The organism is Tropicibacter sp. S64, from assembly GCF_049803835.1.
Taxonomy (GTDB): domain Bacteria; phylum Pseudomonadota; class Alphaproteobacteria; order Rhodobacterales; family Rhodobacteraceae; genus Pacificoceanicola.
In genome coordinates, this window is sequence record NZ_JBNAGK010000005.1 from 277,359 (window position 1) to 296,131 (window position 18,773).

14 protein-coding genes, 2 tRNA genes and 1 riboswitch are annotated in these 18,773 nt (G+C 67.0%); of the genes, 5 read left to right on the forward strand and 11 right to left on the reverse strand.

Annotated elements, in window-relative coordinates; all coding sequences use genetic code 11:
* Positions 1–2: 2 nt before the first annotated feature.
* Positions 3–1,253, reverse strand: a complete 1,251-nt coding sequence (locus ACP159_RS10520) for a lytic murein transglycosylase (RefSeq protein ID WP_425099645.1) — start codon at positions 1,251–1,253, stop codon at positions 3–5.
* Between the two features lie 169 nt (positions 1,254–1,422).
* On the opposite strand from ACP159_RS10520, the gene ACP159_RS10525 reads away from it, so the two are divergent.
* Positions 1,423–1,665 carry a hypothetical protein gene (locus ACP159_RS10525; protein ID WP_425099646.1) on the forward strand — a complete coding sequence of 81 codons (243 nt, stop codon included), beginning with the start codon at positions 1,423–1,425 and terminating at the stop codon, positions 1,663–1,665.
* A gap of 79 nt (positions 1,666–1,744) precedes the next feature.
* On the opposite strand, the gene ACP159_RS10530 is transcribed toward ACP159_RS10525, so the two are convergent.
* From ACP159_RS10530 to ACP159_RS10555, 6 genes are all read right to left on the reverse strand, one after another.
* On the reverse strand, positions 1,745–2,908 hold the full coding sequence (locus ACP159_RS10530; protein WP_425099683.1) for an iron-containing alcohol dehydrogenase: 1,164 nt from the start codon (positions 2,906–2,908) through the stop codon (positions 1,745–1,747).
* Between the two features lie 12 nt (positions 2,909–2,920).
* Positions 2,921–3,358: a 6,7-dimethyl-8-ribityllumazine synthase gene (locus tag ACP159_RS10535; protein ID WP_425099647.1), complete on the reverse strand. Its 438-nt coding sequence runs from the start codon at positions 3,356–3,358 to the stop codon at positions 2,921–2,923.
* A 71-nt stretch (positions 3,359–3,429) separates the two neighbouring features.
* Positions 3,430–3,569: riboswitch (FMN riboswitch) on the reverse strand.
* A 78-nt stretch (positions 3,570–3,647) separates the two neighbouring features.
* Positions 3,648–4,556: a pirin family protein gene (locus ACP159_RS10540; protein ID WP_425099648.1), complete on the reverse strand. Its 909-nt coding sequence runs from the start codon at positions 4,554–4,556 to the stop codon at positions 3,648–3,650.
* Positions 4,557–4,869: 313 nt separating this feature from the next.
* A complete protein-coding gene (locus tag ACP159_RS10545; RefSeq protein WP_425099649.1) occupies positions 4,870–6,288 on the reverse strand; it encodes an RtcB family protein in 1,419 nt (472 codons plus the stop codon).
* The gene (locus ACP159_RS10550) at positions 6,288–6,665 is read right to left on the reverse strand and encodes a hypothetical protein (protein WP_425099651.1); all 378 of its coding nucleotides are present in this window, start codon (positions 6,663–6,665) and stop codon (positions 6,288–6,290) included. The genes ACP159_RS10545 and ACP159_RS10550 overlap by 1 nt, the downstream gene beginning before the upstream one ends.
* 752 nt (positions 6,666–7,417) lie before the next feature.
* Positions 7,418–8,971 (reverse strand): vWA domain-containing protein, encoded by a 1,554-nt coding sequence (locus ACP159_RS10555; RefSeq protein ID WP_425099652.1) that lies wholly within the window; start codon positions 8,969–8,971, stop codon positions 7,418–7,420.
* Between the two features lie 185 nt (positions 8,972–9,156).
* On the opposite strand from ACP159_RS10555, the gene rtcR reads away from it, so the two are divergent.
* On the forward strand, positions 9,157–10,725 hold the full coding sequence (gene rtcR, locus ACP159_RS10560; protein WP_425099684.1) for an RNA repair transcriptional activator RtcR: 1,569 nt from the start codon (positions 9,157–9,159) through the stop codon (positions 10,723–10,725).
* 138 nt (positions 10,726–10,863) lie between these two features.
* On the opposite strand, the gene ACP159_RS10565 is transcribed toward rtcR, so the two are convergent.
* Together ACP159_RS10565 and ACP159_RS10570 are read right to left on the reverse strand one after the other, a co-directional pair.
* Positions 10,864–10,937, reverse strand: a tRNA-Arg gene (locus tag ACP159_RS10565).
* Between the two features lie 180 nt (positions 10,938–11,117).
* Positions 11,118–11,579: a GNAT family N-acetyltransferase gene (locus ACP159_RS10570; RefSeq protein WP_425099653.1), complete on the reverse strand. Its 462-nt coding sequence runs from the start codon at positions 11,577–11,579 to the stop codon at positions 11,118–11,120.
* A 357-nt stretch (positions 11,580–11,936) separates the two neighbouring features.
* On the opposite strand from ACP159_RS10570, the gene gspD reads away from it, so the two are divergent.
* The 3 genes from gspD to ACP159_RS10585 are packed head-to-tail and all read left to right on the forward strand — an operon-like array spanning position 11,937 to position 16,472.
* Positions 11,937–13,808 carry a type II secretion system secretin GspD gene (gene gspD / locus ACP159_RS10575; RefSeq protein ID WP_425099655.1) on the forward strand — a complete coding sequence of 624 codons (1,872 nt, stop codon included), beginning with the start codon at positions 11,937–11,939 and terminating at the stop codon, positions 13,806–13,808.
* Positions 13,744–15,267: a GspE/PulE family protein gene (locus ACP159_RS10580; protein ID WP_425099656.1), complete on the forward strand. Its 1,524-nt coding sequence runs from the start codon at positions 13,744–13,746 to the stop codon at positions 15,265–15,267. Before gspD ends, ACP159_RS10580 begins: the two co-directional genes overlap by 65 nt.
* The gene (locus ACP159_RS10585) at positions 15,264–16,472 is read left to right on the forward strand and encodes a type II secretion system F family protein (RefSeq protein ID WP_425099657.1); all 1,209 of its coding nucleotides are present in this window, start codon (positions 15,264–15,266) and stop codon (positions 16,470–16,472) included. Before ACP159_RS10580 ends, ACP159_RS10585 begins: the two co-directional genes overlap by 4 nt.
* Positions 16,473–16,499: 27 nt before the next feature.
* On the opposite strand, the gene ACP159_RS10590 is transcribed toward ACP159_RS10585, so the two are convergent.
* Both ACP159_RS10590 and ACP159_RS10595 read right to left on the reverse strand, forming a co-directional pair.
* Positions 16,500–18,299 (reverse strand): ABC transporter transmembrane domain-containing protein, encoded by a 1,800-nt coding sequence (locus ACP159_RS10590; protein ID WP_425099658.1) that lies wholly within the window; start codon positions 18,297–18,299, stop codon positions 16,500–16,502.
* A 104-nt stretch (positions 18,300–18,403) separates the two neighbouring features.
* Positions 18,404–18,477 (reverse strand) — tRNA-Gly (locus tag ACP159_RS10595).
* Between the last annotated feature and the right edge of the window lie 296 nt (positions 18,478–18,773).

Here is an 18,773-nt window from a genome sequence, read left to right on the forward strand (position 1 = left end):
CTTCACGTCAGCCGCGCCAGCAGCGCCTTCGACGGCTGGCCGGTCACCGCAAGCCCCTCCGCCTGCTGATAGGCGCTGATCGCGGCTTCGGTCTTCTTGCCGATCACGCCGTCCGGCGTGCCCGCGTCATAGCCGCGGCGGGTCAGCCCGGCCTGGATCGCCTTGCGGTCCTCCAGTGTCAGGCCATTGCTGTCGGGGCCGAAAGTCCCGGACAACGGCCCCGCGCCGTTCAGCCGGTCCGCCATGTAGCCGACGCCAAGGCCATAGTTCTCCGATGGGTTGTAGCGCAGGATTATCGTGAAGTTGTGATAGACGAGGAAGGTCGGCCGCCCGATTCCCATCGGCGCGAGCAGCGCAGCCGGACCATGATCCGGCAGGCTCCCGCCCTTCGCCGCCCGCACGCCCAGCGCAGACCACGCGCCGACGCTTTGACGATTGCCGCGCCCGGTGGGACCGGAGTAGCCCTGCGGCACCGTCACCTCCAACCCCCAAATCTGCCCGCGCCGCCACCCGGCCCGCGACAGGAACCGCGCCGTGGTGGCCAGCGCATCGGTGGGATCGTCGGTCCAGATGTCGCGCTTGCCGTCGCCGTTGAAATCGACCGCATTCGCCTGATAGGCGTTCGGGATCAGCTGCGTATGGCCCATTGCCCCCGCCCAGCTGCCGACCAGTTGCGATGGTGTCGCGTCGCCGGTCTGCACGATCCGCAAAGCGTCCATCAGGTTGGATTCGAAGAAAGACCCGCGCCGCCCCTCCCAGGCCAGCGTCGAGGTGGCGGAGATCACCGGGATCGTGCCGCGTTTCGTGCCGAAATAGCTCTCCAGCCCCCAGACCCCGGCGAGAATATGCGGCGGCACGCCGTATTGCGCCTCGATCCGGCCAAGCGTGCCACGTTGGCGGGCGAACTGCGGGCGGCCGAACTGCACCTTTTCCTCTGGCGCGACGATGGCGAGGTAATCCTCCAGCGAGCGCTTGAACTCGGTCTGGTTGCGGTCGCGTTCCACCACGCCGGGCAGGTAGCCCTGCCCCCGGAACGCCGCATCCAGCGTCTGCACCGTGATTCCCCTGGCCATGGCCCGTTGCCGGAACGCCGCGACCCAGGTGTCGTAGGAGGCGTTCGGCTGCGGACGCAGGCCCGGATCGGTTGCCGGGTCGGGACGGGCGACATTGGGCACGCCCACCGTACCGCCGCCACATCCCGCCAGTCCGAAGGCCATGGCCCCAAGGGAAAACTGCCGCCGGTTCAATGCCATGTCTGTCTCCTGTCCGCCCTGCCCGTTACGCGTGTCCAACCCTACCGCAGCCCCTGCCCAGCGCAAGCCGTCGCAAGGCCATCGGCAGGGATCGGCACATTTCCGGCGCTCAACTCGTGCGTGTTGACAGAAGGCCGCGCCCGGCACACACTTTCGCAAGGAGGCTGCCATGATCCTTCGCAGGCTGTTGCTCATGGCGCTGGCGCTGTCCTTCGTCTGGATGGCCGCCGCGCTGGCAGAAGATCGGTTCGGGACCGCCGCGCACCGGCGGGATTGGTCCGGTCTCCTCGAAGATTTCTTCCTCGCCGCCGTCTACACGCTGATCGCGGTGCTCGCCGGGGTTCTGGCCCTGCGCAAGCGGCTTCCTCCGGACGACGAGATCGACCAGACGGACCACGAGCAGATGCTCTGAAGCGCCCCGCCTTGCGGTTGAGACACGAATACTCTGCCGCGCCTGCGGCGCTCTCGAGACATTCGTGTCACAGACTGAGTCAGGTCAAAGGCGGAGCGCTGTAACGCGCGGCGTCGAGGATCTGTCCGAGGACCGTTTCGTCCAGCGGCACGGGATTGGCCTTCATGGAAGAGGATGTCGCCGCCATGGCCGCCGCCTCGCCCCGGTGATCCGCGCTGACGCCCTGCGAGTCCAGCCCGGGCAGCCCGCAGGAGGCCGACCACTCCGCCAGCGCCGCGAAGGCCGCATCCGGCGGGCAGTCCAGCGCAGAAGCGATCCAGCCCCGGATCTCCCCGATCCGCGCCTTGATCGCCGGGTCCGTCACCGCGCGGTCGTTCGACGCCAGCCCATGCGGCAGCAACGCGCCGCAGATCGCCCCGTGAGCCGCGCCCGAGAGGCCGCCGAGCGGTCCGGCAAGGCCATGGACCACCCCAAGCCCCGCATTGGCCAGCGCAAGCCCGCCGCAAAGGCTGACCCAGGCCAGCGCATCACGGGCTTCCCGGTCTTCGCCCTGCATCAGCGCCGCAAGCGCCGCGAGCCCGCGGGGGATGGCATCGCGGCAGAGTGCATCCGTCACAGGATTGGATTTGGTGCAGATGTAAGGCTCGATCACCTGCGTCACCGCGTCCAGACCGGACGCCAGCGTGACGTCTTTCGGGCAATGATCGGTCAGGCCGGGATCGACGATGGCCAGCCTTGGCAACATCCGGACATCCCGCAAGGACACCTTCCGCCGCGCCTCCGGCACGGCGATCACCGCGTTGCGCGTCACTTCCGCACCGGTGCCTGCCGTTGTCGGCAGGGCGGCGAAGGGCAACGGGTCGGCTTGCAGCGGCAGGCCCTTGCCCACCACTTCGAGATGGTCCAGCATCGCCCCCGGCGCGGGCACCAGCGCGGCAATCGCCTTGCCCGCGTCGATCACCGCACCGCCGCCGATGGCGATGACCGACGTCACCTCGGCCTCCCGCGCCAGCGCGACTCCGGCTTCGATCATGGAGACATCCGGCTCGCCCGGCACCGGGAAAGTCGTCACGACGACGCCTTGTGCCTCAAGCGAACCCTTGAGCCAAGCCGCCCGCTCCGGCGTCCGTCCCGTGACCAGAAGAGCCCGCCTGCCGAACCCGGCAAGCGTCGGAACCGCCGCCCGCGCCGTGCCCCGGCCAAAACGGATCTCCGTGGCGGTGGCAAAGACGAAGGCGGGCAGCGGTCCCATGGCTCAGACCTCCAGCGCGGCGATCATCCGCACCGCGTCCGCCGCCTCGGCCCCTTTCTTCACGAAATGTTCGGTGAAGAAGGCGATATGCTCGTGGGTCGGCTGGAAATGGTGCGGCGTGAGAGAGACGGAGAAGGTCGGCACGCCGGTCTCCATCTGCGCCTGCATCAGCCCGTCGACGACGGCAGCGGCGACGAAATCATGGCGGTAGATCCCGCCATCCACCACCAGCGCGGCACAGACGATGGCGTCATACGTGCCGCTCTGCCCGAGTTTCTTTGCCAGCAGCGGCATCTCGAACGCCCCCGGCACGTTGTAGGACGTGATCGCGCAATCCGCGCCGACCTCCGCCATGCGGTCTTCGAAGCCTTTCAGCGCCTGATCCACGATCCCGGCGTGCCAGCGTGCCTTGATGAAGGCGATGTTCAGTGTGTCAGTCATGGAACCATCCTCGGTCTTGTCCAAAATGGTCCCAAGGCGTCTCCAGCCGGACGGGTGCAGAACACCCGCCGGTTGGTTCTCTTCCATCCGGACTATGACCGTCGGCGCCGGAATTTCACCGGACTCTGCTGACCCTTCCCGGGTTTCCCCGAAAAAGCGCTCGCGGGCTGTAACCGCCGGTAGGGAATTTCACCCCGCCCTGAGAACGCGGGCAGGTTTGGCTGGCCTCATGCGGAAAAGCAAGGGCGAAAACCGCGTTTCGCCCTTGCCGGATGGTCTCGCAAGGGGCTCAGTGCCCCTTGATGAAGGTGCCGTTGTTCAGCTCGCGCATCGCCTGCTGCAACTCGGCGCGGGTGTTCATCACGATCGGCCCGTGCCAGGCCACCGGCTCCTGGATCGGACGGCCCGTCATCAGCAGGAACCGGATACCCTCGTCGCCCGCCTGCACCGTGACCTCGTCCCCCGAGCCGAAGCGCACCAGCGTGCGGTTGCCGGTCAGGTCGCGAATGTTCAACTCGCTCCCGGCAAACTCCTTCTCCACCCGCACGCCGACCGGATCGGAGGCATCGCGGAAGGTGCCGGAGCCGGCAAAGACATAGGCCAGCGCGTTCGAGCGCGTGTCCACCGGCAGCACCTTGCGCTTGCCCGCAGGCACCGAGACGTCGAGCAGCATCGGGTTGGCGGCAATGCCGTCCACCGGACCTGTCTTGCCCCAGAAGCTGCCGATGATGACCTTCACCGAAGTGCCGTCGTCATCGACCTCGACCGGGATGTCGCTCCCGGTGATGTCCTGGTAGCGCGGCGACGTCATCTTGAGCGTCGACGGCAGGTTGGCCCAGAGCTGGAAGCCGTGCATCCGGCCCTGCGTGTCGCCCGAGGGCATCTCCTGGTGCAGGATACCGGACCCGGCGGTCATCCACTGGACGCTGCCCGGTCCGAGCAGGCCCTTGTTGCCGAGCGAATCCGCATGCTCCACCTGCCCTTCGAGGACATAGGTGATGGTCTCGATGCCCCGGTGCGGGTGCCAGGGAAAGCCCTTGGCATAGAGCCGCGGATCATCGTTGCGGAAATCGTCCATCATCAGGAACGGATCGGTGAGGGACGGATCACCGAATCCGAAAACCCGGTGCAGGTGTACGCCAGCGCCCTCCATGGTGGGCTGGGCCTGGCTGGTGGCGGCTACAGGACGGAAAGTCATCGCGTGTCTCCTTGCGTTTCGCTGATCATATGGGATCGGCGCAGGAAATTGCACTCTCCGGGCCGTCACAGGGTCTGTTGATTTTTGCAATGGACGAGAATGGCGATCTCCTCTCCGCCGGTGACGCGCGAGGAGAGCCTTCGGCAAGCAGATCGGACCGGCCTGCCCGCGCCTGAACCGTTTCATTTTGTTGCGAAACGAGGCAAACCAGCGCTGCCACCCGGACCGGCATGGGCTACGGCAACGCGGGAATGGACCGGGACAGGCACCCGCTCGCTTGCACCCGTGCAGCGGCCGGTGTCAGGCGGGCCGGTCAGGCCCGCCGTCCTTTGTTCGGCCTGGTCTTCCAGAACGGCGGCACGTCGCCCGCCATGATGCAGCCGTAAGGATCAATGTAATCCTCGATCTCGGCCAGGCCGTGCGCCTTGATCTGGCGCACGACGCTGTCCGCCTTCTTGTAGGAGGAGGGCAGCTCCGAAGCATCGACCCCGCCCGCGTGAAAGCGTACGTCGAGACCCTGCGTCTCCGCCATCAGCATCTGCTCCGGCGTCACGGACCCCATGCGCCGCCGATGCTCCGAGCGCGAGTAGTTGCGCCCAGCGCCATGCGGGCTGAACCCCAGCCCCTTTGCCGCATCCTTCCCGCGCACCACAAGAACCGGCTCCGCCATGTTCAGCGGGATGAGGGTCAGCCCGGTCGCATCCGCCGCATAGCCATCCCAGGCCGGGGTCGCCCCCTTGCCGTGGTAGAACAGGTCACCCCGCCTGAAGACGAAGTTATGCTCGTTCCAGAACCGGTCCCCCACCTCCGCACCGACGGCGTCCACCGTCGCCTGATGGATGGCGTTGTGGTTGGCCTTGGTCCATTTGCGGATCAGTTGCAGCGCCGCCCAGTAGTTCGCGCCCTCCTCGCTGTCCGCCGGAATCCAGGCGTTCTGCTTCGGCGTCTGCGGCGACAGCTGCTTGCGGAACTGCTCCGCCGCGATCATCCCCGACTTGTACAGGACCGCCCCCGGACCACGCGAGCCGTGATGGGTGACAATCGCCGTCCGGCCTGTCTTGCGCGAACGCCCGACAAACAGGAAGTGGTTGCCGTCGCCCTGCGTCCCCATGTGCTCCTGCGCCATGCGCAGCGCCTTGGGGGAGTCGAGAAACGGATTCGCCCGGAACGCATCGAGCAGCGCCAGCGAGACGGTAAAGCGCTTGCCCTGCGGCCGCCCGCCGGGGCCGAAGTGCGTCACCGCCTGCGCCGCATCCAGAACCGCCTTCGGATCGGCATGCCCCAGATCGGTGATCATCACCGAGCAACAGATATCCGCCGAGTGCATGCCCGGATGGATCGCATTCCGCGCCGCTGCCACCCCGCCAACGGGGATCGTGCCCACCGGCCCGGCCGGGCAGGCGTCGGGCATGATCGCCCCGGCCTCTATGGTGGGGGTGCGCATCAGTTCGGTCATGGTCTCGCGAACCTTCGTGACGTTGTCCTCCTCATCGGCATCCTGCGCCTCGATGGTCTCGTGAAAGGCCACAGCGCCGGGTGCGCGCAGGTCCAGGGTCGGCGGCACGGCGGGGATTTCCCCGTCGAGTTCCATGCGGATCTTCACAAGGCCATAGCCCTCTGCCCGCATCGCATTGGCGCGGGCCAGAAGCTCCGGAAACTGCTTGCCCGGACGATGCCCCCATTCCTTGAGATGCGCGCCGGTGACGGGGTCGTATGTCATCGTCTCACTCATCATCTCACATCCTTGTTTTCTGCAACGCCTGCGACCATGGCGTAGGCCTCCGATACCGGGATCGAAAAAACACCCGCCTTGCCATCGGCAAAGGCTCTGGCCCATTGACCGTATCCCTCTTCAAAACGGGTCCCCGCCGATGCCCCGGATCTGACCAGCCTTGCATGCACCAGTCCAAGGGTCTCTGCATTCAGCGGCATGTGGTCTACCGTCGGCCATCCGCTCTCTTGGGCTTGGGGATGGGGCTGGACGAATACGCCAACAACCGTTCCCCCATTCCCGTCCTCGTCGATAGAGAACACGCCAACCAAAAGCGGCGGCGCGGCTGCACTTGCAGGAACAGCCCAGAATTGCCCGATTTCGATCTCTTCACTCATAGTCTTTCCTTCCATCGTACCGGGACAAGTCTTGCGCAGGACAGTTTTTCCGCCACCGGGTTGCCCCGGGCCGGGTTTGAACCGGCAAAGCCTTGCGGCCAGAGGCTCAAAGGCCCCCGCGTCTACCTGTAGTCCTGCGGGCATTCCCCGCGTCGTCAATTCAGGTCCCGGCGACAAACTGGCCACGGGAGGTGACCGTGAGGAAACCTCCGGGACCCGCCCCGCCTGTCCGCGAACAGGCGTTTGCCGTCTAGGCGCCCGCAAGGAGGGGAATTGAACCCCATCGGCTACCCCGGATTGTGGAGCGCTGTAGTTCCCTCGGGCATTCGCCGGGACCGTTCCTTTCGTTTCTGTGTCAGGTCAGGGGGACAAACGGAGTGCGGGACATGGCTGACAGGTGTTCGACTGTAGTCCCGCAGGCATTCCCCCTGCCGATTTGATGTGAACCCCGGCGACAAGATGGGGTGTGAAACGAACCTGCTCTACCACCTGAGCTACACGCCCGAAGGCATGGCGGGACTCGAACCCGCGACCCGGAGATTAACAATCTGTAGTTCCACAGGCATTCGCCGGGGGTGTTCCTTTGTGTTGGGGTCGGGCGGACAAGGGGTTTGCGAGAGGATGAACAGGTTGCAGCTGTACTCCCGCAGGCATTCCGCCCGACGTGTTTCGTGTGTCGGTGCCCGGCGGCAGGACGTCCCGCCGCCGGATCCATGCGCATCGCAGTCCCGGACCTGATCCGGGACCTCATCTCAGACCGCGATCCTGTCGATCTCGCGGGCCCAGTGATCGCCCCCCGTGCGCCCTTCGGCGAAAGCGGCGATCTGGCCGAAGACGGCATCGGAGAAACCGCCCACGTTCAGCACGTCTTGCCGTGTCTGCACCTGCGTCGTGCCGTAGGGCGCGATGTCGATGCAGACGAGGCGGGCCTTCGGGTTGCGCCGCTTGAGCCGCTCCCATTCCGCCATCATCGCCGTCCCCTGACGACCGTTCCCGGCATCGACCCAGGACTGGTTGTCCGAGACGAAGACCACGAGGTCCGGAGACCGGCCGCGATCGTTCAGCCATTTCAGCGGCGCGGAACAGTTCGTCCCGCCCCCGGCCAGCGACGCCAGCCTCTCGGCGTTGGTCAGGATGCTGTCCTGCTTGCGCAGGCGCAGATCGCGGACCCCCACCTCGAACGGCAGCACCGTGGCGCCGCGGTTCACCCGCTGGAACGATGCCGCGACAAGCGCGGCCACGTCCACATGGCGAACCTTCGACGAGGCACCGGGTCGGTGGCCCGTGACAGGCCACAACATCGAGCCGGACACGTCCGGACAGATGACGACCTGCCCCTTCACCTTCGGCACGTTCTGCACGGCGACTTCCATCGCCTCGTGCAGGGCGTCCACGATCACCTCCGGCATCTCCGGGGACACATGCTGCGCCGCGACCATCAGCTGGTACGGGAAGGCACGCGCCTTGCGGATCGCCTCGGGGTCACGCAGCAGCGCGGCCACATGGCGGACGGTCTTGCGGTCCTCGAACGCGCCGTGGCGCAGGAAGGTGTTCAGCCCCTGCCGCACCATCTGCCACGAGCCGTTCCGCGCCAGCCCGGCCCATTGCCGGGTCGTCAGCGGCAGCTGCGTGAGCATCTGGAACGGCACATCCGGCACCGCACCCTTTCCGGCCTTGCCCCAGGCCATCCAGTCCTGCACCGCCTGCGGCAGCAGATGCGCCTCGCACGGGCGGCCCACGATCCAGGCAAACAGCGCCTCACGTTCCTTCGACGCCGGCTTCGGGTGCACCATCTTGATGACATCCGCCAGCGACGGGTCATTGCCGATCCTGGCCTGCAACAGCGCCCGGTCGGACGCCGTGTTCAGCCAATGTTGCACCATGGCCTTGGGCGCCGAGCCGAGCGACTTGCGCCCGGTCGTCCCGGAGCGGATCACCTGCACGAAGGTGCGCAGCATCTTGCCGTTGTCCACGACACGGCCAAAAACCGCCCGGAACAGCACCGGATCGCACCGCGCCAGAACCGCCAGCAACACGACCGGCATGTCCTTCATGTAGCCTTCCGTCCGGGCGTAGATCGCCGTTTTCGCAAGGGTCACCGGATCGACGGTTTCCGCCAGATCGACGACATACTCCAGTTCCTCCGCCGGATCGGTGTAGAACATGCCGCCAAAGGTGCCGGTCATGGCCACCTGCGCGAGGGCATGTGCATCGGAATGGCGGTAGGCCGGTACGCCTTCGGCGTTCACGGTGTCCGCCCTGGCGAACCGGCCCCTGATCGATGCAAATACGGATTTGTTCGCCATTGCTCTCATCCTTCTCTCTTCGGTGGACCTGTTGTGCCACGGCGGGGCGCAGGGGCCGAGAAAAAGAAGACTCTCGCACAAGCATCTGATTACATTTGACAAAATCAACATTTGCCTGAATGTTCCGGCGAATATACGATACAAGAATATCGTATCTTATATCATTGGATAGTCACTTGAGAAATGTGGTCATCGGGTTCCTCGGAACCCAGCTCGATTCCGGGAAAAGGCGCAAGTGGAAGCCCTCGCGCAGCCTGCTGGAACAAAGCAGCTTCGCCGTCGACCGCTTCGAGCTGCTCTACGATCACAAGTTCAGCCGCCTCGCGCACGGCGTCGCGCAGGAGATGCGCGCCGCGTCCCCGGACACCGAAGTGCTTCTGCAGCGCCTCGATCTCGACGATCCGTGGAACTTCCAGGAGGTCTACGGCAAGCTGTTCGATTTCGCGAAGGAGTATGGCTTCGACGAGGACCGCGAGCGCTACCACGTCCACCTGACCACCGGCACGCACGTCGCGCAGATCTGCTGGTTCCTGCTGACCGAAAGCCGCCATATCCCGGCCAGGCTGATCCAGACCGGACCGCCGCGCGAGGAAGGCGAGATCGGCACGTTCGACGTGATCGACCTCGACCTGTCGCAGTACAACGCGTTGCAACAGCGCTTCGACCAGATGTCGCGCGAATACAGCGACCAGCTGAAAGGCGGCATCGAGACGCGCAACCCGGCCTACAACGCCCTGATTGACCGCATCGAACTGGTGGCCAGCAAATCCGACGCGCCGATCCTGCTGCTGGGCGAAACCGGCACCGGCAAGACGGACCTCGCGGCGCGTATCCACAATCTGAAACTGGACCGGCGGCGGGTGAAAGGGCGCATGGTGCATGTGAACTGCGCCACGTTGAACGGGCCGGACGCGATGGCGACCCTGTTCGGCCAACGGCGCAGTCACACCGGCATCGCCGGGACCGAGCGCAACGGCCACTTGCGCGAGGCGGATGGCGGCACGCTGTTCCTCGACGAGATCGACATGCTCGGGCTGGACGCGCAGGCGGTGCTGCTGCACGCCATCGAAACCGGCAGCTATTACCCCGTCGGCTCGGATACCCTGCGATCCAGCCGGTTTCACATCATCGCCGGAGCGGGGCGCGACCTGCGCAAGCTGAGCGCCGCCGGGCTGTTTCGCCCGGACCTTCTGGCGCGGCTCGACACCTGGCGCTTCGCCTTGCCGCCCCTGCGCCGCCGCCCGGAGGATCTCGCTCCCAATCTCGCCTTCGAACTGGCACGCTCGGAACGCGAACTCGGTGTGCAGACCGGCTTCAACACCGACGCCCGCGACCACTACCTGCGCTTTGCCACCGATCCGTCGACCCCGTGGCCCGGCAACTTCCGCGACCTTTCCGGCTCCATCCGCAGGCTCTGTACCCTCGCCCCGCGCGGACGCATCACCCGCGCCATGGTGGACGAGGAAATCGGCCGCCTGCGCGAAAGCTGGCACGATGCGGCGGCGGACGACGATTACCGCCTGATCGCGGATATTCTGGGGCCGAGGGCCGCGGAGATCGACCTCTTCGACCAGGTGCAGCTGGCCCGGGTCATCCGCACCTGCCGGTCCTCGCAGACCCTGAGCGCCGCAGGACGCGCCCTCTTCGCCGCCTCACGCGCTCGTCGCTCCACCACAAACGATGCCGACCGCCTGAAGAAGTACCTCGCCCGCTTCGGTCTGGACTGGGAGGCGGTCCACCTGACCGACAGGTAAATTCGGGGCAGGCGAAAGACGCGCTCACGGCTGCAATCTGCGTGCCGACAGAGGGTTGCTTCGCCGCTCCCCGCGCGTTGCCGGATCGGTCGCCGCTGCGGTGCATTGGCACCCCACACCGTGACGGCGCAGCGCACGCGGACCCTGAAGGATTCGAACCCTCGACCTGCCGATTAGAAGTCGGCTGCTCTATCCAGCTGAGCTAAGGGTCCTCGTGCGTGGCACCACGTTTAGACGCTCCGCGTTGGGTGGGCAAGCCGTCAGACCTTTGCCCGGATCGGGGTGGTGCGGGGCGGCCCCGGATCGTCCTCGCCCGCCCTATCCGGCAAAGCCGACAGGCCGCACGCCCCGAACCGGGCGGTCTTGGAAAGCCTGCCGCGCCGTTGTGACGGTCAGAGCCTGCGCAGCATGAAGACGCTGTTCGGGTCGGGCAGGTAGTCGCCGAAGGGCGCGCAATATTCGAAGCCCGCGCGCTCATAGAGGCTCCGCGCCGCGGCAAACTCGGAATAGGAGCCGGTTTCGAGATAAGCGACCGTCGCCCCCGCGCCGCGGGCAGCGTCCAGCAGATGTCCGAGCAGGGCCGCGCCGAGCCCCCGGCCCCGCATTTCCGCCAGCACATGCATGGACTTGAGCTCCACGCCGCCGCCGCCGATCGGCTTGAGCGCCCCGACCGCACAGATCGCCCCCTCCGCGTCGCACAGCGCGTAGACCTTCGCGCCCGAGGCCCGCAGCGCGTCCGCTGTCATCACGTGGCAGCTCTCTTCGGGGCTCTGCGACCGCATCAGCGCGTGGTGGCGGGCGAGAATGGTCTCGACAGCCTCCACGGGCGTGTCGATGCAGGCGATTGTGGTCATGGCGGCGGTCCCGGAACGTGTGCCCGGAAATCCTCGCGCCGGAGGGCAACTTGCGCAAGCATTTTGCAAAAAGGGATGCAAAATTGCAGCACTTCCCCGGCAAGGCTTCGCCCAAACCACGCCCCGGCTGTCTAAAACCCGTGCGTTTGCAAAGCGTTTCGCCTAGACTCCGGTGAAAATACACAAAGCGGGGGGCCATCAGCGGCCGCAACCCCGAAGAGCAGTGAGCAGAGCATGATGCAGCGCGCGATGCGGCACGGGCCGTTTGCCGGCCACGCCCCGAGTCCATCCTCTTGGACCTTCGGGCTCAAACCGATTGTTTTCGTTATCCTTTCCCTGTTTCTCAGTCTGACTGCCATGGAGGCCCGCGCACAGGTGACGCTCAACCTGCGCGACGCGGATCTGCGCAACTTCGTCGAGATCGTCTCCGAAGCGACCGGACGCAGCTACGTGCTCGATCCCGGCGTGCGCGGCACCGTCACCGTGCTCTCGCCCGAGGAAATGTCGAGCGCGGACCTTTACGAGGTCTTCCTGTCGGTTCTGGAACTGAACCGGCTGACCATCGTCGAAGGGGTCGGCGCCGACCGGATCGTGCCGATGAACACCGCGCGCGAGCTGGCCTCCGGTGTCACCGCCCTGCCCGGCGGCTTCGAGACCCGCGTGATCCGGGTCACGAACATCACGCCGCAGGAGGCCATCGAGGTGGTCCGCCCGCTGCTGCCCTCCGAGGCGATCATCTCCTCCGTGCCGAACTCGCAGCGGCTGATCCTGTCGGACCGCGCCGCCAACATCGCCCGCATCACCGCGCTGATCGACCAGCTCGACAAGCCGCAGGCGGCCCAGCCGGTGGAGATCATCCGCCTGCAGAACGCCACCGCCGCCGACGTGCTGCAAGTTGTGCAATCCATGGAGATCATCGAAACCGGCGCGGCGGTGAGCGTCGACCGCCGCTCCAACGCGCTGCTGGTCTCCGGTTCGGAGGGCATGCGCCACCGCATCCGCGTGCTGGTCGACGAACTCGACCGGCAGGGCGACACCGTGGTCAGCCGCGCCATCGCGCTGAACTACGCCGATGCCGCCTCCATCGCCGATGTGGTCACCCGCACGCTGACGACCGAGGACCCCACCGGCACCCGCGCGCCCATCCGCATCGTGCCGGAACTGCAGACCAACTCCCTGCTGATCTCCGCCCCGCGTGAGCGCATCAACGAGATTGCCGACATGGTCCGCTACCTCGACAAGCGCCCGACGCAGGTGCTGGTGGAGGCGGTGATCTTCGAGATGACCGTCGAGGGCCTCTCGGACCTCTCCGCGCAATTCGGCGCGGTGCTCAACGACGCGCTGATCGGCGGCACGCAGTTCACCCTGCCGGGCCGCTCCTCCCTCGTGAACCTCGTCTCCAGCCTCAACGCCGGCAATGTCCCGGACCCGGGCAACGGCGGCGTGATCGGCCTCGACCGGCGGCGCGGCAACGACGGCTTCGTCGGCCTCTTGACCGCCATCACCTCCGTCAATTCCACGCGGCTGCTGTCCACCCCGTCCATCCTGACCCTGAACAACCAGGAGGCGGAAATCATCGTGGCGCAGAACGTGCCTTTCGTGACCGGCTCCTTTTCCACCGTCTCCGACACCGCCGTGGAAAATCCCTTCCAGACCATCGAACGGCAGGACGTGGGCCTGACCCTGAACGTCACGCCGCAGATCAACGCCGACCGCACCGTGCGCCTGCTCATCAAGCAGGAGGTTTCCAACCTGACCAATTCCAACGCCTCCTCGGGCGGCGAGATCACCACCAAACGGTCGCTCTCGACCACCGCATTGGTCAGCGACGGCGCGGTCATCATGCTCGGCGGTCTTCTGGAGAACGGCAACGGCACGGCGCAGCAGGCGGTGCCGGGCCTGTCCAAACTGCCGCTCCTCGGTGGGCTGTTCCGGGGCAAGAATGCCAACCGCAACCAGCGCGTGCTTCTGGTGATGATGCGCCCGCAGGTCGTCTCCAACGACCACGAGGCCCGCAGGATCTCCCAGGAAATCGCCCGCAAGGCCAAGGATACGGCGGCTTCCATTGCGCCGCTGGATGATGGACACTACCCGACATCGACGATCAACTCCCTGCCGTTCGACGGGGTTGACCTGAACCAACCTTTTGATGCCGGATTCATTGATGACGTCGCCCAAAGCCGCAACTTCCCCCCGCTCCCCGGACGCCTCCGCTTCGACGGAAAGTAACGCCAGCACCGGGCACCTGCCGTTCTCCTTCGCGCAGGACCAGCAGGTCGTGCTGGAAGGGGCGCGGGTCACGCTCGGGCCGAACGCCACGCAACTGGGCATCCGCGAGGTGCAGCGCCGGGTCGGTCTCGATCCGGTCGAGGTGGTGGAGGTCGATCAGCTGGCCTTCGACAAGGCGCTGGCCGATGCCTACCGCGATGGTGCGCACAGCCGCGCCGCCGCCGGGGACGACATCAGCTTCGATCTCGAAGAAGCCGCCTTCGCCCGCCGCCAGCGCGACCTGCTGGACGAGCCGGGCGACGCGCCGGTGATCCAGCTGGTCAACCAGCTCCTGCGCCGGGCGGTGCAGAGTGGCGCGTCCGATCTGCACATCGAACCGCACGAGGGCGGCCTGCGCGTGCGGGTGCGCATCGACGGCGTACTGCAGGAGATGATGAACCGCCCGGACGTGCCGGTGCGCCGCATCGTGTCCCGATTGAAGGTCATGGCGGGGCTGGACATCGCCGAAACCCGCCTGCCACAGGACGGCCGCATTCCCCTGTCGCTCGGCGGCAAGGTGATCGACACCCGCGTGAGCTCCCTGCCCGGCCATTACGGCGAGCGCATCGTCTTGCGGATTCTCGACCGTTCCACCGGCCTCATGCCGCTGAAGGACCTCGGCCTGTCGGAAACGCAGGAAAAACTCCTGCGCCGCCTCGCCGCCTTCCCCAACGGGGTGATCCTCGCCACCGGCCCCACCGGCGCGGGCAAGACGACGACGCTCTACAGCCTTCTGCAACTCGCGGACCGCGATGCCCGCAACATCGTGACCGTCGAAGATCCCATCGAATACGACCTGCCCGGCGTCAGCCAGAGCCAGATCAACTCCGAGATCGGCATGACCTTCGCCGCCGGTCTTCGGGCCACGCTGCGGCAGGACCCGGATGTCATCCTCGTCGGCGAGATCCGCGACGGTGAGACCGCCAGCACCGCGGCGCAGGCCGCCCTCACCGGCCATCTCGTGTTTTCTTCCCTTCACGCCAACAGTTCCGTCAGCGCCATCGTCCGCCTGCGCGATCTTGGCCTCGAAAACTTCCTCATCGCCGCCACCCTGCGCGGCGTCATCGCGCAGCGCCTGCTGCGCAAGCTCTGCCCGCATTGCTCACAGCCGCAGGCATTGGCGGACGAGGACGAACGCCTCTTCGACCGCCATCGCATCGCGCTTCCGCACGTGACGTACCATCCCGTCGGTTGCCCCGAATGCAAGGGCACCGGCCACACCGGCCGCATGGGCATCTTCGAGATCACCGAGGTGGACGAGCGCCTGCGCGCCGCCATCGACGAAGGCGAGAGCGAGGCCGCGATCAAGGCCATCGCGCTTGCCCCCGGCGATACGCTGACCGGACAGGGCCTGCTCGCCGTGACGGAGGGCAAGGTCAGCCTTGAGGAGGCGCTGCGGGTCGTCGGGGACGCCACGTGAGGGCCTACAGCTACACCGCCTACACCAGCGCCGGACGGCGCAAGACCGGCACCATCGTGGCGGAAACCGAGGCCCATGCCACCGAGCAACTGGCCCGGCAGGACCTCTTCACCTCCGACCTGACGGAGACCGGCGTGACGAAGACCGGGCGCAAGTCCCTGTTTGCCCGCAAGCTGATCCCCGATCTGCAAGCCGTGTTCACCCGCCAGATGGCGGTGATGCTGGCCGCGGAACTGCCCGTGGACGCAGCGCTGGAGGCAGTCCGGACCGGCGGGCACCCGGCGCTCGAAGCCGTCGCCGCGCAGGCGCGGGCGGAACTTCTGGACGGCGCGGCGCTCTCGGATTCGCTCGAAGGGTCCGGAGCAGGTTTTCCCCCCTACTACATCGCCGCCCTGCGCGCCGGCGAGGAGGCGGGCGAGCTGGCCGGCGTCATGGGCGAACTCGCCGACCACCTCGAAAACGAGAACACCGGCAAGGCCCAGATCGCCACCGCGCTGATCTACCCCGCCTTCGTCGCTGCCGTCTCGCTCATGGTCTGCGGCATCCTCATGGTCAATGTCGCCCCCGAGATCGTGTCGATGTTCGAGATGACCGGCCGCCCACTGCCCCCGCTGACCGTGTTTGTCATGGGCGTCTCGGATTTCATCCGGGCGCATTGGGAGATCGTGGCCGCGGTCCTCGTCGCCTGCGCCGCGCTCATCCTCGCCATCCCCCGGGTGCCTGCCCTGAAACGGGCAAAGGACCGCATCCTGCTGAAAACCCCTGTCCTCGGCCGTCTCGCCCGGCTCTCCGAAGCGGTGCAGTACATGCGCACGCTGGCGCTCGTCCTCGGCTCGCGCCACGCGGTGCTGAGCGCCGTCGACAGCGCCGCCTCCGTCCTGACCATCGAGCAGTTCCAGCACGAGGCGCGGCAGGTCGGCACCGGCGTCCGGCAGGGCCAGTCCCTCGCCTCGGCGCTCGAGGCGCTCAGCATCCTGCCGCCCGTGTCCCGCCAGTTGATCGCCGCCGGGGAGGTCTCCGTGCGTCTCGCCCGCATGACCGACCGCGCCGCCGCCCTGACCGAGCATCGCCTGACCACCGAGCGCAAGCGCATCGCCGCGCTGCTGGAGCCGATGCTGATGATGCTGGTCGGCGGGCTGGTTCTGGTGATCGTGCTGGCGATCCTGCTGCCGGTGTTCGACCTGCAGGCCGCCGTGGCCGGGTGACCGTCGCTGTCCGCGTCCGGGGTGCCGCTACTCCGCCGCCATCCCGTCAGTGAACTGCAGCCGCGCCAGCCGGGCATAGAGGCCGCCCTCGGCCACCAGCGTGTCATGCGTGCCCTGCGCCACGATGCGCCCGTCCTCCATGACCACGATGCGATCCGCCTTCTTCACCGTCGCGAGCCGGTGCGCGACGATCACCGTCGTGCGCCCCTCCGCGAGCGTGTCCACCGCCGCCTGCACCAGACGCTCGCTCGCCGCATCGAGGGCGCTCGTCGCCTCGTCCAGCAGCAGCACCGGCGCGTCCCGCAGGATCGCGCGCGCAATCGCCACCCGCTGCTTCTGCCCGCCGGACAGCATCACGCCACGCTCCCCGAGCCAGGTGTCATAGCCATCGGGCAGCGCGGCAAGGAACTCGTGCGCCGCCGCCGCCTGCGCCGCGGCCTCCACCTCCGCGTCCGTCGCACCCGGGCGGCCAAACCGGATGTTGTCCCGCGCCGAGGCGGCAAAGATCACCGGGTCCTGCGGCACAAGCGCGATGTGACGGCGGAACTCGTCCCGCGCCATCTCCGGCAGGGCCACGCCGTCGAGCCGCACTTGCCCGGCCAGCGGGTCATAGAAGCGCTGGATCAGCTGCACGATGGTGGTCTTGCCCGCGCCGGAAGGGCCGACAAGCGCGACGGTCTCACCCGGAGCGATCCGCAGGTCGATCCCGTCGAGCGCCGGAATGTCCGGCCGCGCCGGATAGTTGAACGAGACCGCGTCGAAGACGATCTCGCCCCGCACCGGCTCCGCCAGCCGCTTCGGCGTCGCGGGATCGGTCACCGTGTCCTCGACCCGCAGCAATTCCACCAGCCGCTCCGTCGCGCCCGCCGCCCGCTGCAACTCGCCGAAGACCTCCGAGAGCGCCCCGACCGAGCCTGCGACCATCACCGAATAGACCACGAACTGGATCAACGCCCCGGCGGTCATATCCCCGGCCCGCACGTCCCAGGCCCCGATCCAGAGCACGCCGACCACGCCGGTGAACACGAGGAAAATGACGATCGCCGTCATCTGCGCCCGGGTCCAGATCCGCCGCCGCGCCGCGTCGAAGCTCTTTTCCGTCACATCGGCGAAGGCGGCGCGGGACAGCGCCTCATGGGTATAGGCCTGCACCGTCTGCACCGAGGTCAGCGCCTCCGAAGCATTGCCGGAGGAGGCCGCGATCCAGTCCTGGTTCTCGCGGCTGAGCGTCCGCAGCTTCCGCCCCAGCGTCAGGATCGGCACCACCACCGCGGGCACGATCAGCAGCACGAGGCCGGTCAGCTTGGCGGAGGTCAGCGACATCAGCACCAGCCCGCCACAGAACAGCAGGATGTTGCGCAGCGCAATGGAGACGGAGGAGCCGATGACCGACTGGATCAGCGTGGTGTCCGTGGTGATCCGGCTCAACACCTCGCCGGTCATGATCTGCTCGTAGAACGCTGGCGACAAGCCGATGGCCCGGTCGAACACCGCCTTGCGGATATCCGCCACCACGCGCTCGCCCAGCCGCGTCACCAGGGCGTAGCGCAGCGCGGTGCCCAATGCGAGCAACCCGGCAAAGCCGAGCGCGGCGGCGAAATACTTGTCCAGCAGCGCCCCGTCCGAGACGTTGAAGTTGTCCACCACCCGCCGCACCGCCATCGGCAGCGCCAGCGAAATACCGGCGGTGACGACCAGCGCACAGATCGAAGCGATCATCAGCAGTTTGTAGGGCCGCAGGAACGGCCAGAGCGCTCCGAGCGAGCCCAGCCGCTTCGACTTCTCGCGTTCCGCCTCGCTCGTGTTCACAGTGGTTCCGCGCGCCATGGTCTCTCCTCGGTCCGTCATGGCCTTTTGCCACGTCAGACGGTCGGGTCAAGCACCCGGTTTGCCGCACGCACGGGGGATTTCACCGAATTTCGGGGAGATTTTGGAGCGGGCGACGGGAATCGAACCCGTATCTCTTGCTTGGAAGGCAAGGGTCTTACCATTACACAACGCCCGCGCTGTGCCCTGACTTAGGATAGCCCGCAGGAGAGGTCAAGCGGGTCGCGACGCGAACGAATGCGACTTTTGGGAAAACAAACCCACGCCGGAGAGGGCAGAACACGCAGGTTTCTTCTTGGCTGAAATACCCCTGACCGACGCCGGGACAGGCGCAACGCCGGAGTTGCGCACCAAACGCGCCTCGGGTCCGGAGCACACCGGTCCGGTCCGGGACGTCCCCCGGGGGTGCGGGGGCGGAGCCCCCGCCCTGCTTCCGGGGCTCGGTTGGCTGAGTTCCGGCCCGGCCGCGCGGGT

What these genes read in the sequence shown, in the direction of transcription:
- ACP159_RS10520 (WP_425099645.1), bottom strand. Translation starts at nt 1,253, where the DNA reads ATGGCATTGAACCGGCGGCAGTTTTCCCTTGGGGCCATGGCCTTCGGA.
- ACP159_RS10525 (WP_425099646.1), top strand. Translation starts at nt 1,423, where the DNA reads ATGATCCTTCGCAGGCTGTTGCTCATGGCGCTGGCGCTGTCCTTCGTC.
- ACP159_RS10535 (WP_425099647.1), bottom strand. Translation starts at nt 3,358, where the DNA reads ATGACTGACACACTGAACATCGCCTTCATCAAGGCACGCTGGCACGCC.
- ACP159_RS10540 (WP_425099648.1), bottom strand. Translation starts at nt 4,556, where the DNA reads ATGACTTTCCGTCCTGTAGCCGCCACCAGCCAGGCCCAGCCCACCATG.
- ACP159_RS10545 (WP_425099649.1), bottom strand. Translation starts at nt 6,288, where the DNA reads ATGAGTGAGACGATGACATACGACCCCGTCACCGGCGCGCATCTCAAG.
- ACP159_RS10550 (WP_425099651.1), bottom strand. Translation starts at nt 6,665, where the DNA reads ATGAGTGAAGAGATCGAAATCGGGCAATTCTGGGCTGTTCCTGCAAGT.
- ACP159_RS10555 (WP_425099652.1), bottom strand. Translation starts at nt 8,971, where the DNA reads ATGGCGAACAAATCCGTATTTGCATCGATCAGGGGCCGGTTCGCCAGG.
- ACP159_RS10570 (WP_425099653.1), bottom strand. Translation starts at nt 11,579, where the DNA reads ATGACCACAATCGCCTGCATCGACACGCCCGTGGAGGCTGTCGAGACC.
- gspD (WP_425099655.1), top strand. Translation starts at nt 11,937, where the DNA reads ATGGAGGCCCGCGCACAGGTGACGCTCAACCTGCGCGACGCGGATCTG.
- ACP159_RS10580 (WP_425099656.1), top strand. Translation starts at nt 13,744, where the DNA reads ATGACGTCGCCCAAAGCCGCAACTTCCCCCCGCTCCCCGGACGCCTCC.
- ACP159_RS10590 (WP_425099658.1), bottom strand. Translation starts at nt 18,299, where the DNA reads ATGGCGCGCGGAACCACTGTGAACACGAGCGAGGCGGAACGCGAGAAG.